Source organism: Planococcus sp. ANT_H30, from assembly GCF_008369335.1.
Lineage (GTDB): Bacteria > Bacillota > Bacilli > Bacillales_A > Planococcaceae > Planococcus > Planococcus kocurii.
This window is the reverse complement of record NZ_VOBJ01000007.1, coordinates 75,647-92,829: the sequence shown is the minus strand read 5'-3', so window position 1 is coordinate 92,829 and position 17,183 is coordinate 75,647. Positions and strand designations below refer to the sequence as shown.

Sequence of the window (17,183 nt, the reverse complement as noted above, 5' to 3'; positions counted from 1 at the left end):
AACACGAGGGGGAAATAATTTGAACAAGGTCCAATGGATAAGAAACGGGATAGCTTCAGCATTACTTGTGATGGCTCTGGCAGGCTGCTCTACCGGAGAAAAAGCCGCATCAACAGAAAATGGCGAAGTAAAAGCTGCCGGTTCTGAAGATACGTTAATTATCGCAAGACTTTCAGATGCTGAAAGTTTGGATCAGCAATTTATGTCAACTATCAATGCAGCGAGTGTCACTCATGGAAAAATTTATGAAGGCTTAGTTGGTCGCGATCGAAACGCAGAACTGCAACCATTGTTAGCAGAGAGCTGGGAACAGCTTGACGATAAAACATGGGAATTCAAGCTTCGTCAAGATGTTAAATTCCATGACGGAACGGACTTTACAGCAGAAGCTGTAAAAGCAACATTTGATCGATTATTGGATCCAGAAGTGGGTTCTCCTCGAGCAGGAGTATTGTCGATGGTAGAAGAAGTAAAAATCATTGATGATTATACGGTTCAGTTTTTATTGTCGGAGCCTTACTCTCCGCTTCTTTCAATTTTAGCAAGTCATGAAGGTGGCATCATCAGCCCGAAGGCAATTGAAGAGTTTGGCGGAGAAGATATTCAAGAACCAAGTGGCACAGGACCATTTGTCTTTGAATCATGGACACCTGGACAAGTGATTATCTTAAATCGAAACGAAGACTATTGGGGCACAGTAGCCAAAGTAGGAAGAGTCGAATTTAAAGTTGTACCAGAAGAAACGACGCGTACAGCAATGGTTGAAACAGGAGAAGCTCATATTGCTGAACCTTTGTCCATCGCCCAGTTTGATGGGGTCAATGCTTCTCAAAATTCCAAAGTTTATCAAAGTGAAGGATTTGGAACGGAATACATTACGTTTAACGTTGAAAAAGAACCTTTTAATGACGTTAGAGTAAGAAAAGCAGTTTCACACGCGATCGAAATGGATGCAATCCGAAAAGGCGTTTACAATAATGTCGGTGGGGAAGCAAATTCATTATTAGGACCTAAAGTGTTTGGTTATCACGAAGGACTAGAAACTTATGAATACAATCTTTCTGAAGCCAAAAGATTACTGGCTGAAGCCGGTTATGCTGATGGCCTCGAAATTAAGTTGTCGACAATGGACAATAAAGAAAGAATTAGTTTAGCGGAAGTAGTTCAATCACAACTAAAGGGAATTGGTATTAAAGTAACAATTGAAGTGATGGAATACGGAACTTTTGTTGAATCGACTCATTCTGGCGACACGGAAATGTTTATCATTAGCTGGAGAAATGCCACAGGAGATGCAGATTATAACCAGTATAATTTGATGCATTCAAGCTCAATAGGGGCTAGTGGCAATACATCATTTTATAGTAATTCTGAAGTGGATGGATTGATTGAAGAAGCACGAAAAGAAGCAGATTCTGAAAAACGGATTGAACTATACGCAAAAGCACAAGAAATTGAAATGGAAGAAGCAGTGTACATTCCCATACGCGTAATCGAGAATGTCGCAGCAATGTCCAAAGATGTTAGCGGTTTTGAAATTAGTCCATCTGGGTATTTGGAAATCAATAACGTATCGATAAAGTAATAAGTAATGAGGGATATCCAAAAGGATACCCCTTTTTTCTTATAGGGTAGTAAACAATCTAGTTGGAAAGATAAAAGTTCATATCAACTTATATAGGAGGCTCCACATGTACATATTGAAGAACGTCTTACTCGAAACAGGGTATGTGAAAGAAAATGGGCAAGTAAGGGCTACTGAGACAAAGTTATTTCATTTGAAAATTGCAGAAGGCCAAATTGCTGAAATAATCGACTCAGAACAAGCACTTCCAAAAGACGTGAAAACGATGGATGGTAAAGGACTGCTCGTGTTACCTGCTTTTAAAGAAAAACACGTTCACCTTGATAAAACCTATATGGGAGAACCATGGCGCGCCTGTGTACCTGCTTCTTCTGTCATTGAAAGAAGCACTATAGAAAAAAACATTCTTGCATCGATTGAAACGAACACAGTAGATAGAGCGAAAAATTTACTAGACGTGTTACTGTCACACGGTTCGACAGCCGTTAGGACGCATGTCGATATTTATCCAGAAGTTGGACTGGAGAATTTAAGTGGGGTTCAGACTGCATTAGCTGATTATGAGCAGAAAGTCGATTCGGAAATTGTCGCTTTTGCTCAGCACGGCTTACTTTATGGCAATACAGTTGGGTTAATGAGAGAAGCTGTGCGTAACGGTGCGGGATTAGTGGGATCAGTCGACCCGGCAACAGTTGATTTGAATATCGAAGCGTCTCTCGTTCAATTAATGGATATCGCAGTTGAGGGAAACGTCGGAATTGATTTGCATCTGCATGACCCAGGTCATTTAGGGACGTTTACTATGAAGCGCTTGGCTGCCTTAACGATAGAAGCGGGCTGGCAAGGAAGAGTAGCAATCAGCCACGCCTTCGGACTCGGTGATGTAACCCCTTTAGAAGCAAGAGCAGTAGCAGAGTCTTTAAAAGAAGCAGGAGTATCGATTATTTCGAGTGTACCTATTGGAAGGAACATCCCGCCAGTTAGTTTACTAGCTGAAGTTGGAGTGACTGTTTCACTTGGAAACGATAATATTTATGACTCATGGTGGCCTACAGGAAACGGAGATGTCTTAGAAAGACTCGGAAGGTTGGTAGAAATCAATCGTTGGACAGACGAGTTATCGCTGTCTCAGGCGTTGCGTTTCATAACCGATGGCATTACCCCTCTGACAGCGAACGGGGAGCAGGTATGGCCCGTAGAAGGTGACGTGGCTAGCTTTGTCTTAGTGGGTGCTAAATGTGCTGCAGAGACTGTAGCAAGACGAGCACAACGCACGGCTGTTTTTCATAAAGGATCACTCGTAGCGGGACAATTAAATTAAAAGAAAAAAGAGAGAATAGCTGCCATTCTCTCTTTTTTACTGAACTTTTTTAAGGTTAAAAGTTGTTTGGATAGAATAAAAAGTAATATATAAGGAAGCGGAGACAACAATTCCAAGAAGTGAGGAAATCGTATAAAACACTTCTAGTGCAGCAACTCTACTACCGAGTAGACTGAGTCCACCGGTGAGTAAAGTTGCTAGTAATGCGGGAACTTGAAAAGAAGCGAGCGGTTGCTTTCCTGGGAGTCCATATACCGCATCTAGATTGATCATTTTTTTCGCTATAAAGTAATAGTGCGTCAGCATGACCCCAATAACAGGGCTTAACAATGCTCCTACCATATTAAGAAACATGAAGATGCTCGTCGGGTTCTCCATCAGCTTCCAAGGCAATAATAGAATGCCTAAAGTTGCTACGACAAGCGCGCTCTTTTTGAAATTTAATTTGGTTGGAAAAAGCGCGGTTAATTGATTAGCTGCTGGAATCACATTTCCGACAATGTTCACCGACAAAGTCGCAAGAGCTAATGTCGTCAGCGAAAGAATGACAGCGAAGACATTATCGAATTTATCGACCACTTCAAGCACATTCCAGACCGGGACACCAAAAGCAATTTCAGAACCAATAATAATGGAGATACTAGCGAAAGCAAACAATAGATAAGTGGCTAAAATACCGATGAATTGTCCACCTGCCTGTGCCCGTTTAGAGCTTGAATAGCGCGTAATATCGGAAACACTTAAAATCGGCGCAACCCACGTAGCAACGATAGCAGAAACACAAGAAACCAATAGAAATAAATTCACATTGCCACCAGCAGAGGGTTCGAAAGTCAAAATCATCTCTACGCCACCAGCTAATTGGATCGACCAGATGGACATGCCACCAAAAACGATAAAGACAAGAACTGTCACACTTTTGGTCAGCCTACCGAGTGTAGTAACATCAGCAAAAACAAATAGTAAATTAATAAGCCAAAACAACAAAAAAGACAGCAGACTAGATAAACTCAAACCGAAAAAAAGAAAATTGCCACCGAGTGTCAAATACTCTGGGGAAAATGTGCCAATAAAAATGGAAACTGCAATGCTGCCAGCATAGGTTTGCAAGCCGAACCACATAATCCCTGCGATAATCCCTCTGAAAACTCCTGGCAGAATAGCCCCTTTTCTACCATAGCTAGCGCGTAAAAGAATTGAAAACGGAACGCCATATTTATTTCCTGCATGACCATTAAGAACGAGTAATCCCGCTACAAGCAGAGCCGCACAGCAAATTACCACAAAAACCTGACCAGTAGAAAGTCCTAATGCAAAAAAACCACCAATCGTAACGTAAGACGGGATGTTATGAACAGAACCCATCCAAACCGAAAAATAATTACTAAAATTCCACGTGCGACTTTCGACAGCAGTCGGAAGTAAATCACTGTTAATTGAAGAGCGTGGACTAGTCTCTTGATTAGTTTGCATCATAAGGTTGCTCCTCCGAATTTAAACTCGCGGGGGAATGTTGTTGAATGGATTTTTTTATAAGGAACAGGCCACAAAGAATTCCCGAAAGTAAAAAACTGATCCATACTGATTCAAAATAAGTTGTAAACGGAGAAGAGATAAACCCACCGACGATTCCAACAAAGGAAGAAAGAACCGGAGGAAGTGTTTCGTTATCTTTGTTGAAAACGATATAGAGAATGGCAAAAATCATAGAGCTATAAATATTGCCAAAGAAAAACAATAATTGAGTAGGATAAGGTGTTAAGAAAAGTGCGGCCAGAAAGAGGACCCCAATCAGTACGATAGAGAAGCTATTTTTATACTTGAATTGCTGTTTGGTCGACAATGGTTTAAATTCTGCCACAACATTGCGGATAAACAGAGAATTCAATGATTGCAGTTCTGAACTTGCAGCAGACATGACAGCAGCAAAGCAAAAAAGGACGAAAATAAAAATTAAAACAGTAGAATTTAAAATGCTAATCAGTTCGAAAATAAGAGAATAAGGATTGTCAAAAGAACGACCAGAAATGGCTAGCAAAAAAAGTGAAGTAATCGCAATGGGAATTGTTAACCAAATCATCCCAGTAAGGACAAAAGCCATTTTAACTTTTTCTTTCTTTATGATAAATACTCGTTGCCATGTAGCTCGATCCGTTATCATCTGTCCGAAAAAAACCAGTAACCCGGTTGAAATAAACCATAACGATTCGTTATTCTTTGTAAATAATAAGTAGGGGTGATAAAGGCGAATGCCTTCAAAAATCGTCGTAACCCCTTCGTGCATATACAAGTAGACAGGAATGAGAATGATCGTTCCAAAAATCAAGATGACACTTATTCCTGCCAATTGGTGGATTCGGTAGAGGCCACCTATTCCGCCAATCAAAAACAGCAGCAACAAAAAAACAGTCATTCCGATGAAAAGAGGGAAAGGAAAAAGGATGTATAGCAGCAAGCCGGCACCCATGGTTTGAATAAACAGTGCATAGAATCCCATTACAAATAGCAGAATCATCATATACCAGTAGCCGAACGGATTCAGCTTTTGTTTGAGCACATCACCAATGGTCATTTGGCCTGTGAAAGTATAGCTGATTTTCCGAGCAACAAAGCCAAAGAGAACCAAAGCAAGACCACCCATAAATGCATAGCCAATTCCACCTATTAAACCGTATCGAATGAGTGTTTGAGGAGAAGAGAGAATGGTATTTCCGGTAATCCATCTAGCCAGTATGCTAACGACTCCAAAGGCAATTCCCAGCTGAACAGCTCCTTGAATATAAAAATCAAACCCTTTTTTCTTCAATGCCCAGTCTCCTTTAGTCGAAAGTCTCTGGGTGATAATCCAGTTTCTTTTCGGAACATTTGGCTAAAGTAATGCTGGCTATTAAATCCACATTTTTCGGAAACTTCTCCGATGCTGGCTTCTGGTCGATCAATTAACATTTTTTTAGCCATCATTAAGCGGTAATTATTTACATATTCAGAAAAACCAACGCCCACTTCTTCTTGAAATTTCCGGCTTAAGTAAGCAGGATTGATGTGGATTTTGGTTGCCAAAAAATGCAGTGTCATTTTTTCTTCGTAATTTTGATGAATTAATTTGATTGATTGTTGGATTTGATGCGAGTAATGGGTGAGTCGTGAGTAATTATTTAATACTTTTACTAAATCTTCTTCGATTACGGGCTTTGTAATGTAATCGACAACTCCTAGTCGCAGTGCGGTATGAGCATATTCAAAGCTTTGATAAGCTGTTACCATGACGATATCTGCATCGGAAACAGCTTGCATTTCTTTGGCCAATTCAAGTCCGGTTTTGCCGGGTAATTGAATATCCAAAAATGCTAAAAAAATATCGGAGTGATTGACTATTTTCATTGCTTGAGAAGCATCTTGAGCTTTGTATATATCCCACATCGGAAAATTTTTGTTGATCAAATACTCCATTTGTTCTAGTTCGAGTGGTTCGTCATCGACAAGCAGGATGTTCATCAGTAGCTTCACTCCTTTAAATCTAATTGATAAACGAGCGGAAATAGTACTTGTACAGTTGTCCAATCTTCTGAATGTGTTATATCAACAGATGTTTCATCATCTGGAAACAACAAATTCAATCTTTTGGAAATATTAGCAAGTCCAGTTCCAGCATCGGCTGAACTTTGCTGTTCTTCGTTTGGCAGACTGTTAGCAACAAGAATGCAAAGCATAGATTCTTGCTTTGAGATGACTATGTGAAGTTCAGCTTTTCCGGCTTTTTTCTCGAAAGAATGCTTAAAGGCATTTTCAACGAGTGTTTGAATTAAAAAGGGTAAGGTAATCGCTTTTTGAACAACTGGCTCACTATCAATTTGATAATCAAGCCGTTCTCGAAAGCGAATTTTTTGGATATCTAAATAAGAAACGACGTACGATAATTCGTCTTCAATCGTAATAAATGTCGTGTTTGTTTTGTATTTATGCTTTAAAAGCTTGGAGAATGTCTCGATTGAATAAATCAATTCTTCTTTTCGTTCAAGTCGAGCCAAACTCAAAATAGAATTCATCGTATTGAAAAAGAAATGAGGCTGTATTTCTTGATTTAGCTGATTGTAGAGAGCTTTTTGTAATTCACTCTCTAATACAATTTCATTTTTTTCTTTTTCAATCAAATCAATCCGTTTTTCAAAGACAAACAAAAATAATAATGTGAAGGCACCGATGAGCGGAGCCAGTACACACATCATAATATAAAAAGAAAAAGCTTCGATCGTCAGCATCGCATGCACTGCTCCTTGCTTAACTGAATGTGAGGAAGAATGAAAGTAGAGCATTCTGTTTTGGAGGGCTGTTACTTAAACCTACTCCAATATTCAGAAATGCTCAATAGTTATATCACATTATTTTGTTCATACGGTAAAGAACTTTTTCATCCCAATAGTTCTTCTGCGTAATGACAGCTGACAAAATGGTTTGGGCGAAGTTCTTGTAAAGCCGGTTCTTCTGTTTTGCACCGATCTGTAGCAAATGGACAGCGCGTGTGGAAGCGGCAGCCAGTTGGTGGATTAATAGGAGATGGTACATCCCCTTTCAGTAAAATCCGCTCATTTTTGACAGATGGATTGGGTACAGGAATTGAAGACAACAGAGCTTTCGTATAAGGGTGCAATGGAACGTCAAACAAATCTTTTTTATCTGAAATTTCGACAATTTTCCCTAAATACATAACCATTACGCGATCAGAGATGTAGCGTACAACACTTAAATCATGGGAGATAAAGAGGTAAGTCAACTTGAATTGCTTTTGTAATTTTTTTAATAAATTTAAAATCTGAGCCTGAATGGAAACATCAAGTGCCGATACAGCTTCGTCGCAAATGATTAGTTTCGGATCTACTGCAAGCGCGCGCGCAATGCCGATTCGTTGGCGCTGCCCACCGCTAAATTCATGAGGATAGCGGTCTAACGCTTCTGCGGGTAAGCCAACTAGCGTTAATAACTCAATCATTCGATCGTGTTGCAGGGGCTTAGTAACGGATTTTTGAATAGTCATCGCTTCCCGAAGAATTTGTTTGACCGTTTGCCGCGGATTTAGCGAAGCAAAAGGATCTTGGAAAATGACTTGCAAGTCGCCGCGCAGTTCACGCATTTCTTGTTTAGATAAATCCACGATATTTTTTCCTGCATAAAGCACTTTGCCGTCTGTCGGTTCATCGAGTCTTAAAATCGCACGACCCGTCGTCGATTTTCCACAACCAGATTCCCCTACAATGCTCAGCGTTTCGCCTTCGTTTACGACAAAAGAAATACCATCAACTGCTTTAACATATGCCTTCGGCTGAAAGATCGAGTCTTTTTTTACAGAAAAGTATTGCTTCAGATTTGAAACTTCCAATAAAACTTTTTTCTCTTCAACTGTCTGCATTAGCTGAATACCTCCTCTTGTCGTTTTTCACCTGTCCATTCGTTTGAGTACATCCAGCAGCGAACTTTCGAACCATCTTGGTGTTCAAGAAGTTCAGGTTGTTTCTGGTGGCACATGGCTTCCGCAAACGGACAACGGGATGCGAAGCGACATCCTTCAGGCATGCTGTAAGAACTTGGTACGCTGCCTTCAATTGTATACAGTTCTTCTTTATCTTCATCAATTTTTGGGAGAGATGCTAAAAGTCCTCGTGTGTAAGGATGCTTAGGTTCATCAAAAAGATTTTGCGTAGCTGCATATTCTACGATATTCCCTGCATACATGACTGCGACTTTATTGCATGTCTCTGCGACTACACCCAGGTCGTGAGTAATCATGATGACGCCCATTCCTAGTTTTGCCTGTAAATCTTTGATCAGCTCCAAAATTTGTGCTTGAATCGTTACGTCTAAAGCCGTTGTGGGTTCATCTGCAATCAGTACTTCGGGATTACAAGAAAGTGCCATGGCAATCATGACACGCTGTCGCATTCCACCACTTAATTGAAAAGGCTCTTGCTTAGCTCTTTTTTCCGGAGAAGGAATGCCGACTAATTTCAGCATATCAATGGCTTTCGCACGGGCTTCTTTTTTGTTCATTTTCTGGTGGAGCCGAATAGCCTCTGCAATCTGCTCGCCGACAGGAATAACAGGATTCAAGGAAGTCATTGGCTCTTGGAAAATCATTGAGATTTCATTGCCACGAATTTTACGCATTTCACTGTCAGAAAGCGTGACTAAGTCTCTACCTTTAAACAAGACTTGACCGCCTTCAATTTTCCCTGGTGGTGTTGGGATCAGCCGAAGAATCGATAGAGACGTAATGCTTTTGCCGCAACCAGACTCACCTACAATGCCCAAGGTTTCTCCTTTTTTGAGTGAAAAGTCAATGCCATCAACGGCTTTACTAATGCCGCGCTTTGTATGGAAATAAGTTTTTAAATTTTTAACTTCTAAAATAGTTTCACGTGGTTCCATTTGAATGCACCGCCTTTTAGTTTAGTTCAATCCGTTTATTGAAGAATCTATACAAAACATCTACGAGTAAATTGACGGCTACGAAAACTAAGGAAGCAACCAATACGCCACCTTGAACCATTGGCAAGTCGCGCATTCTGATTGAATCGACAATCATTCGTCCAAGGCCATTGATGGCAAAGATAGATTCAACGAGTACCGTTCCACCCAGTAGCGCTCCGAACTGAAGACCGATAACTGTAATAACGGGGATCAAGGCATTGCGTAAGGCGTGTTTGTAAATAATGACGCGTTCTTTCACGCCTTTTGCTCGAGCAGTCCGAATATAATCTTGACGGATCACTTCAAGCATACTTGAGCGAGTCATTCGCGCAACGATAGCTGCACCACCTGCACCAAGTGTGAAAGCAGGCAAGACAATGTGCGCTAGACTATCCCAACCGGCAACCGGGAATAGTTGAAGCTTTACGGAAAATCCGTACATCAGCATCAAACCAAACCAAAAGCTCGGTAAAGAAATTCCTAAAAGGGCGATAACCATTACGACCGTATCGATAATGGAGTAAGGTTTTACTGCTGAGATGATGCCAGCAGCCATTCCAAGAACAATCGTGATGATTGTACTAAAGATAGCCAATTCTAGTGTAATCGGTAGTCGCAACATGATTTCATCAAGTACTGGCTGATTGTTTTTTAAAGAAGTTCCAAGATCACCACGGAATATATTGGTGACATAGTCAATGTACTGAGCGTATAAGGGTTGGTTGAGACCAAGTTGCGTTCGAAGCGCTTCGATTGTTTCTTGTGTGGCACCTTCACCAGCTAACAGGACGGCTGGGTCACCGGGAACGAGCTGCATGATGATGAATACCACGATCGTCACTCCGAAGATGACGGGAATTGTTTGGAATAGACGTCTTAAAATGAACATGAGCATGGAAAGGACCTCCTCTATGTGAGTAGTATTATTTTTTCATACGTGGATCGAATGCATCACGTAAACCATCGCCGAAGATGTTAAAGCCAAGAACCAGAAATGCGATAGCAAGACCTGGGAAGATGGCGATGTATGGAGCGGTGAAAAGAAAATCTCGTCCGCTACTGAGCATCGTTCCCCATTCTGAAGAAGGTGGCTGAGCGCCTAATCCTAAGAAAGATAAACCAGCAGCTGATAAAATCGCTGTTGCTACGCGTAATGTTCCTTGAACAATAATCGGTGACAAGATGTTAGGAAGAATGTGCTTGAAAATAATCGTGCCGTCTCTTGCTCCAAGTGAACGAATCGCGTCAATGTATTCCAGTTGTTTTACTTCTAATGTAGAACCTCTTACTATTCGTGCAAACAGAGGAACTGAAAAGGCGCCAACTGCAATGGTTACGTTGATTAGGCTTGGCCCTAATGCACTGACGATTGCAAGTGCTAGTAGAATTCCCGGGAAAGCCAAGAGGACGTCCATACAACGCATAATGATCGTATCCAACCATTTTCCGTAATAACCAGCGATTAATCCGAGCGTGATACCAAAAAATCCGCCAAAGGCAACAGCAGCAAAACCTACTCCCATCGACAACCTAGATCCGTAAAGAATCCGGCTTAGAATATCTCTTCCTTTATCGTCTGTCCCCATCCAATGCTCCATTGAGGGGGGGATCAGCTTGTTGTCCAAATTGATTTCGTGTGGATGGTAGGGAGCTAAAACAGGTGCGAAAATGGCAATGAAGATATAGAAGAGAATAATGAGGCCTCCTACGACTGCAGCTTTGTTTTCCATAAAGACAGAAAAGAAACTGCCAAATACGGATTGCCTCGGGTGATCGATTGTTTGCGTAACTAGTAACGGTTTTTCTTTGTCCATTTCAATTTTCATACTATCCCTCCGAAACTGATTATTTTTAAAAGAAAGCTTCTGCTTCTTACCGAAAAGTAGCAGGCGATTTATTTCAAATTATCAGAATCTCACTGAAAGTAAATGGAATTGTCACTAGTAGTCGAAATAGTTAAATTATTTGTAGATAAAATGTAAAAAATCTTCGGACTATTCTCTTATCATTAAGAATGAGCTTGAGGTAAACAGTTACTGCTCATCGGTAAAGGCAACAAAATCAAAAGGAGAAAGAGGGAGACTTTATGAAGAGAAACAATTTTAAGCACGTTGTACTAGGCTCTATGTTAGTGTTTGTTCTATTGCTACTGGCAGCATGTTCGACCAGTTCTTCACAATCAACGGAAAAAGCAGCATCAGCCGATGGGAACTCAACAGGAGGAACTTTAAATATCGTTCGACTTTCAGATGCTACTAACTTAGATCCGCATTTCATCACGGATATCCCATCCGCAAATATCAACTACCAAAAAGTATATGAAAACTTAGTAAAGCCAGATGAAGATTTCGTACTTCAGCCATCACTTGCTAAAGAATGGACAGTGATTGATGATACAACTTGGGAATTCAAATTGAATGAAGGAATTATGTTCCACGACGGAGCTACCTTTGATGCAGAAGCGGTTAAAGCTACATTCGACCGTCTGTTAGACCCAGAAACAGGTTCGCCACAACGTGAGAAATTTTCAATGATTAAAGAAGTGAAAGTAGTGGATCCAACTACTGTGCAATTTCTTTTGGACTACCCCTATGCCCCCTTGCTATCTATCTTAGCTAGCCAAGAAGGTAGTATCCTAAGTCCGAAAGCATTAGCGGAAGATCCGGAATCCTTGAGAGATAAGCCAGTCGGAACTGGGCCATTTGTCTTTGAAGAGTGGAAGAGCGGTCAAGAAATTTCACTAACTAGAAACGAAGAATACTGGGGTGAAAAAGCAAGCATTGATCGTGTTGTCTTTAAAGTTGTACCAGAAGATGCAACGAGGCTGGCGATGATTGAAACCGGAGAAGCACATATTAATGATCAAGTTCCAGTCACTGAAATCGAACGAATCGAAGCTTCTAGTACGATGGGTCTTACACGTACTGAAGGTCTTGCAGTGGAATTTCTTGGATTTAATACACAGAAAGCGCCGTTGAATGATGTACGTGTCCGTAAAGCAATCAGTCATGCCATCGAACGCGAATCGATTATCTCAGGTGTTTATAACAATGTAGGAACTTTGGCAAACTCAGCGATGAGCCCGAAAGTTTTTGGTCATAGTGAAAATACCAAACCTGCAGAATACGATTTAAACGAAGCGAAGAAATTACTGAAAGAAGCTGGAGCAGAGAACTTGAAAATTTCATTGCTGACAAGCGACAGAAAAGAACGGATCAATATGGCAGAAGTTATTCAGTCTCAATTAAAAGGAATTGGCATCGAAGTAGAAATTCAAGTAGTGGAATACGGAACGTTTATTGAAATGACAAACGCTGGAGAGCAACAGATGTATATTAGTGGTTGGGGTAATGCGACAGGTGATGGCGATTACAATCAGTACAACCTGTTCCATACGGCGTCACAAGGACCTGCTGGTAACTCTTTCTACTACAGCAATCCAGAAGTAGACAAGTTGATTGAAGCAGCACGTGAAGAAACAGATGAGAACAAACGATTGGAAATTTATGAAGAACTGGCACAAATGGAGCTTGACGATGCCGTATACGTACCCATTCGCAATTACGAACATATGGCAGTACACAATGAAAAGGTCAGCGGCTACTGGTTGAATGCCGCAAACTATTTAATGATCGACAAAGTGAAAATTGCTGAATAATATTAAAAAAATAAACAGAAAAAGCACTATGCCTAGTGCTCTTTCTGTTTTTCAATGGAGGTACGAACATGAAAAATTACTGGTTAATGAACGTACGATTAGAAAAGGGCTTTAAAAGAGATGGCAATCGCATTACTGGAACTGAAACAGAAATCGTCCATTTAGAAATTGAAGAAGGCAAAATTAAGTCTATTTCTAAGGAATTACCGAACAATTTGGTAGAAAAATACGATGCCGAACATCAACTTCTTCTGCCTTCTTTACGCGAAATGCATATTCATATCGACAAAACGTTTTACAGCGGACCGTGGAAAGCGTGCACGCCTATAACGAAAGGCATTTTCACGCGATTAGAAGAAGAAAAAGAGCTATTACCTAAACTGTTGCCAACTGCACAACAACGAGCAGAAAACATGATCGAATTGCTGATTCGCAATGGCCATACGCATATTCGCACGCATTGCAACGTTGATCCGGTTATTGGATTGAAAAATCTTGAAGCAACGATGCGAGCACTTGAAAACTATAAAGATGCCATCACCTACGATGTTGTTGCGTTTCCACAACACGGCTTGCTTAGAAGTGATTCTGTAGGATTAATAAGAGAAGCGATGAAAAACGGAGCGACTTTAGTGGGTGGCGTAGACCCAGCAACAGTGGATCGCCACATCGAACGCTCTTTATCAACGGTCTTTGATATAGCTGCCGAGCATAATGCAGGCATTGACTTGCACCTGCACGACCCAGATACACTCGGTGCTTTCACCTTTAGTCGACTGGCGGACTATACGAAACAAGCAAATATGCAGGGACGTGTAACGATAAGTCACGGCATAGCATTAGGTGATTTAGAGGGAGATGTCCTTGCCTCAACACTTGCTGACTTGCGCGAAAGCCGGATTGATGTAACGACGACGATTCCTATTAATCGTCCAACCATTCCAGTTGCAAAAATAGATCAGGCGGGTATCGAAGTTTCGCTTGGTCATGATAGCATTACGGATCATTGGTCGCCATTCGGTACTGGAAATACGATTCGGAAATTAGCAACTCTCGCAGAACGCTTTAAATACATTGATGAATATTCGTTAAATCGTCTTTTGAAATACGCTACAGGTGGAATAACGCCTCTTAACGAACAAGGAGAAAGAGTATGGCCACAAATTGGTGATACTGCATCAATGATCTTAGTGAATGCAAGTTGTACAGCAGAGGCAATTGCCAGAAGAGCTGACATAAAAGCTGTCTTTTTCAAAGGTCAAGAAATCAAAAATAAACTGCCGCAAATGCAGTGAACCGGTAGAAGGAGGAAATTTGATGAGTACAGCATTATGGATAAAAAATGTTCTTTTAGAAAAAGGATTAAGTACATGCACCAACAACTCACTAGAAACAAACACTGCTCTTTATCATTTAAAGATTGAAGAGGGTAAAATTACAGAAAAAAAGCCAGCCACTGAAACCATTGAAACAGGTGTAAAAACGATGGATGCCAAAGGGCTACTCGGTCTGCCTTCTTTTAAAGAAATGCACAATCATTTAGATAAAACCTATCTTTCGCTCGACTGGAAAGCGTGCCAGCCGGTTTCTAGTTTAAAACAGCGATTGAGTTTGGAAGCTATTGAACTAGAAGAGCTTTCCGAAACGACCGAGCAACGTGCCACAGCAATGATTCAGTTACTTCAATCAAAAGGCGCGACTCATATCCGAACTCACGTAAATATTGATCCGTACGTCGGGCTTAAAAATCTAGAAGGCATACGCTCGGTATTAGAAGCTCATTCCGATCAGCTCAGTTACGATATTGTGGCGTTTCCCCAACATGGTCTATTAAATGGAGAGGTTCCTGGATTGATGAAAAAAGCCATGCGTTCGGGTGCGACAATGGTTGGTGGATTAGACCCAGCTGGTATCGATAGAAACATTGAAAAGTCACTTGATACGATGATGAATATCGCGACTGAATTCGATGCCGATATCGATATTCACTTACATGACAGCGGACAAGTCGGGTATTATACGACCGAGAAGCTAATCGAATTAACAAAACAAGCACAATGGCAAAATCGTGTCGCCGTCAGTCATGCGTTTAACTTGGGTGAATCGCCAATTGCTCAGCAAGAGAAAATAGCAAAAGAATTGGCGGAAGTCGGGGTGGCTGTTATGTCGACTGTGCCGATTATAAAAACAATGCCACCTGTTGCCCTATTAGATCAACAAGGCGTAAACGTTCATTTTGGCTGTGACGGATTTTATGATTCCTGGTCGCCATATGGCTCAGGAGACTTGCTAGAAAAAGCTTCGCTGTATAGTGAAGTATTCCGGAAAAGTGACGAACGTGGCTTGGCCAATTCATTGAAGTTTATCACAAATGGAATTACCCCGTTATCCGATAAAGGGGACGTATTGTGGCCAATTGTTGGCGATGATGCAGATTTTGTTTTTGTAGAAGCCTCATGCTCTGCTGAAGCAGTGGCTCGTACGCCAGAAAGAAAAGCTGTCGTATTCCGTGGTAAGTTAGTATACGGAGAACTTTAAGAGAAAAGTGGATAAGTAGATGACGATAGATTTTAGCGATAAACGCCTCTTGTCAGCAAGTGCCTCGGGAGATGTAGAACAAGTCAGAATGTTGCTAGAGAAAAAAGTTAGTATTCAATACAAAGATGAATTTGGACAGACCGCATTTATGCGGTCTGTCTTATCCAATCACTTTGCAATAACTGAATTTCTATTAAAAGAAGGAAGTAATCCGAATCATAAAGATTCTACGGGATTAAGTCCATTCATTGCAGCAGGAGCCAATGGTTTTTCAGCTACATTGAAGTTGATGACGCGATTTGGTGCAGATGTTACCGGTGTAAATCGATTTGGTGGTACAGCATTGCTACCATCTAGCGAAAAAGGCTATGCCAAAACGGTTCAATACTGTTTAGAAGCAGGTGTTCCAGTTAATCATGTAAACAAACTCGGCTGGACGGCTCTCCATGAAGCCGTTATTTTAGGCGATGGAGGTCATTTGTATACGCTCGTCGTTCGATTACTACTAGAAGCAGGTGCCGATTTTCAAGTTAAAGATCGCCAAGGGTTAAACGCTTATGACCATGCTTATCAACTAAAGCAAACGACTATAATAGAACTTTTTGAAGGAAACTCGATAGAAGGTAGTTCTGGAGAAGTCAATTTGTCATCTTTTTATAAAAAAGAAAACTATGACGAAGGGTTAGAGATGGTTGAAAAAGCTTTTTCAACCGACAAAAATAACGGTGAACGGTATTTTTGGAAAGGATTAATGCTGCAGGAAACAAAAGCATACAGTTCTGCGATAACAGCTTATAGAAAAGCTATAGAATTAGATGATGAAGACAGCCAATTTTATTTCTACATCGCAAATTGCTATCGCTTATTGGAGCAGCCAGAAGAAGCATTGAACGTATTTGACAAGGCCATCACAAAAAATCCTGCAGCTTCTTTTTTCTTGTATCACAAATCTAATTACTTGCGCGAACTTGGCAGACATCAAGAAGCAGTCTGTGTGATGAACCGGCTGTTAGAAAAGTCACCAGCACGCCCTGACTACCTATTTCATAAAGCAAATAGTTTACGAGCGATAGCGAGTCACAGTGAGGCAATCCAAGCGATGGATTTAGCTATCGCATTAGATACCGACAATAAGTTATTCACAGAGCATAAAAATCGTTCCATTGAATTACTGAACAAGAGCGGAAAAAAAGGCTAGTAAAATTCTCGTTTTTTTTCTTTTCACCATGACAAAAAGGCAGATCAAAATGATCTGCCTTTTTGTCATGGTGAAAAATAACGGAGTATTGGCTACTTAAACGATGTTGCTAGACAAGAAGCGAGTACTATTATTTTTTTGCTGACAATCCGTTATACAAAATAAAAAAATTAAATAAGGCTATCTAAATTTCGACTACCGCATTAATGAGAGGTACTTGCTAACATTAAAAAAGTAATGATACATTCAACTAACTGAATTATCAGAGTACAGCTATTGATAATCAGCAGATATACCTGTATTATGGGTGTAATTTAGTTCGTTAGATACATGTGAATTGGAATCTAAAAGAGTGATGTGTATGAACTGTAAATCGAAGTTCGTAAATGTGGCTAAATAAACTTTTCGTTACGTATGTTGT

The 17,183-nt window shown here is 40.6% G+C and carries 14 protein-coding genes; 6 read left to right on the top strand and 8 right to left on the bottom strand.

The window, feature by feature from the left end; genetic code table 11:
* Window positions 1-70 precede the first annotated feature (70 nt).
* Window positions 71-1,585 (top strand): glutathione ABC transporter substrate-binding protein, encoded by a 1,515-nt coding sequence (locus FQ085_RS14075; protein ID WP_149456921.1) that lies wholly within the window; start codon window positions 71-73, stop codon window positions 1,583-1,585.
* A gap of 106 nt (window positions 1,586-1,691) precedes the next feature.
* Window positions 1,692-2,906 (top strand): amidohydrolase, encoded by a 1,215-nt coding sequence (locus FQ085_RS14070; RefSeq protein ID WP_149456902.1) that lies wholly within the window; start codon window positions 1,692-1,694, stop codon window positions 2,904-2,906.
* Between the two features lie 36 nt (window positions 2,907-2,942).
* On the opposite strand, the gene FQ085_RS14065 is transcribed toward FQ085_RS14070, so the two are convergent.
* The 8 genes from FQ085_RS14065 to FQ085_RS14030 all read right to left on the bottom strand — a co-directional run bounded on the left by FQ085_RS14065 (window position 2,943) and on the right by FQ085_RS14030 (window position 11,194).
* Entirely contained in the window at window positions 2,943-4,382 is a 1,440-nt protein-coding gene (locus FQ085_RS14065) for a cytosine permease (RefSeq protein WP_149456901.1), read from the bottom strand.
* Window positions 4,369-5,712 (bottom strand): sodium:solute symporter family transporter, encoded by a 1,344-nt coding sequence (locus tag FQ085_RS14060; RefSeq protein WP_058383915.1) that lies wholly within the window; start codon window positions 5,710-5,712, stop codon window positions 4,369-4,371. The genes FQ085_RS14065 and FQ085_RS14060 overlap by 14 nt, the downstream gene beginning before the upstream one ends.
* The gene (locus FQ085_RS14055) at window positions 5,709-6,401 is read right to left on the bottom strand and encodes a response regulator (protein WP_058383916.1); all 693 of its coding nucleotides are present in this window, start codon (window positions 6,399-6,401) and stop codon (window positions 5,709-5,711) included. The genes FQ085_RS14060 and FQ085_RS14055 overlap by 4 nt, the downstream gene beginning before the upstream one ends.
* An 8-nt stretch (window positions 6,402-6,409) precedes the next feature.
* A complete protein-coding gene (locus tag FQ085_RS14050; RefSeq protein WP_058383917.1) occupies window positions 6,410-7,165 on the bottom strand; it encodes a sensor histidine kinase in 756 nt (251 codons plus the stop codon).
* Between the two features lie 149 nt (window positions 7,166-7,314).
* Window positions 7,315-8,310 (bottom strand): ABC transporter ATP-binding protein, encoded by a 996-nt coding sequence (locus FQ085_RS14045; RefSeq protein WP_058383918.1) that lies wholly within the window; start codon window positions 8,308-8,310, stop codon window positions 7,315-7,317.
* Window positions 8,310-9,326: an ABC transporter ATP-binding protein gene (locus FQ085_RS14040; RefSeq protein WP_058383919.1), complete on the bottom strand. Its 1,017-nt coding sequence runs from the start codon at window positions 9,324-9,326 to the stop codon at window positions 8,310-8,312. The genes FQ085_RS14045 and FQ085_RS14040 overlap by 1 nt, the downstream gene beginning before the upstream one ends.
* A 16-nt stretch (window positions 9,327-9,342) precedes the next feature.
* Window positions 9,343-10,263 (bottom strand): nickel ABC transporter permease, encoded by a 921-nt coding sequence (gene nikB / locus FQ085_RS14035; protein WP_058383920.1) that lies wholly within the window; start codon window positions 10,261-10,263, stop codon window positions 9,343-9,345.
* Between the two features lie 28 nt (window positions 10,264-10,291).
* Complete coding sequence (locus tag FQ085_RS14030) at window positions 10,292-11,194, bottom strand: ABC transporter permease (protein WP_058383921.1); 903 nt, start codon at window positions 11,192-11,194, stop codon at window positions 10,292-10,294.
* Window positions 11,195-11,454: 260 nt separating this feature from the next.
* Between FQ085_RS14030 and FQ085_RS14025 the strand changes: the two genes are divergently transcribed.
* The 4 genes from FQ085_RS14025 (at window position 11,455) to FQ085_RS14010 (ending at window position 16,762) form a co-directional block, all read left to right on the top strand.
* The gene (locus tag FQ085_RS14025) at window positions 11,455-13,026 is read left to right on the top strand and encodes a glutathione ABC transporter substrate-binding protein (protein WP_149456900.1); all 1,572 of its coding nucleotides are present in this window, start codon (window positions 11,455-11,457) and stop codon (window positions 13,024-13,026) included.
* 68 nt (window positions 13,027-13,094) lie between these two features.
* Window positions 13,095-14,321: an amidohydrolase family protein gene (locus FQ085_RS14020; protein WP_149456899.1), complete on the top strand. Its 1,227-nt coding sequence runs from the start codon at window positions 13,095-13,097 to the stop codon at window positions 14,319-14,321.
* Between the two features lie 22 nt (window positions 14,322-14,343).
* Complete coding sequence (locus FQ085_RS14015) at window positions 14,344-15,564, top strand: amidohydrolase (protein ID WP_149456898.1); 1,221 nt, start codon at window positions 14,344-14,346, stop codon at window positions 15,562-15,564.
* A 19-nt stretch (window positions 15,565-15,583) separates the two neighbouring features.
* Window positions 15,584-16,762: an ankyrin repeat domain-containing protein gene (locus tag FQ085_RS14010; RefSeq protein ID WP_149456897.1), complete on the top strand. Its 1,179-nt coding sequence runs from the start codon at window positions 15,584-15,586 to the stop codon at window positions 16,760-16,762.
* Window positions 16,763-17,183 lie beyond the last annotated feature (421 nt).

Excerpts from the sequence above, each read along its gene's own strand:
- FQ085_RS14075 (WP_149456921.1), top strand. The coding sequence starts at position 71 with ATGGCTCTGGCAGGCTGCTCTACCGGAGAAAAAGCCGCATCAACAGAA.
- FQ085_RS14070 (WP_149456902.1), top strand. The coding sequence starts at position 1,692 with ATGTACATATTGAAGAACGTCTTACTCGAAACAGGGTATGTGAAAGAA.
- FQ085_RS14065 (WP_149456901.1), bottom strand. The coding sequence starts at position 4,382 with ATGATGCAAACTAATCAAGAGACTAGTCCACGCTCTTCAATTAACAGT.
- FQ085_RS14055 (WP_058383916.1), bottom strand. The coding sequence starts at position 6,401 with ATGAACATCCTGCTTGTCGATGACGAACCACTCGAACTAGAACAAATG.
- FQ085_RS14050 (WP_058383917.1), bottom strand. The coding sequence starts at position 7,165 with ATGCTGACGATCGAAGCTTTTTCTTTTTATATTATGATGTGTGTACTG.
- FQ085_RS14045 (WP_058383918.1), bottom strand. The coding sequence starts at position 8,310 with ATGCAGACAGTTGAAGAGAAAAAAGTTTTATTGGAAGTTTCAAATCTG.
- FQ085_RS14040 (WP_058383919.1), bottom strand. The coding sequence starts at position 9,326 with ATGGAACCACGTGAAACTATTTTAGAAGTTAAAAATTTAAAAACTTAT.
- nikB (WP_058383920.1), bottom strand. The coding sequence starts at position 10,263 with ATGCTCATGTTCATTTTAAGACGTCTATTCCAAACAATTCCCGTCATC.
- FQ085_RS14030 (WP_058383921.1), bottom strand. The coding sequence starts at position 11,194 with ATGAAAATTGAAATGGACAAAGAAAAACCGTTACTAGTTACGCAAACA.
- FQ085_RS14025 (WP_149456900.1), top strand. The coding sequence starts at position 11,455 with ATGAAGAGAAACAATTTTAAGCACGTTGTACTAGGCTCTATGTTAGTG.
- FQ085_RS14020 (WP_149456899.1), top strand. The coding sequence starts at position 13,095 with ATGAAAAATTACTGGTTAATGAACGTACGATTAGAAAAGGGCTTTAAA.
- FQ085_RS14015 (WP_149456898.1), top strand. The coding sequence starts at position 14,344 with ATGAGTACAGCATTATGGATAAAAAATGTTCTTTTAGAAAAAGGATTA.
- FQ085_RS14010 (WP_149456897.1), top strand. The coding sequence starts at position 15,584 with ATGACGATAGATTTTAGCGATAAACGCCTCTTGTCAGCAAGTGCCTCG.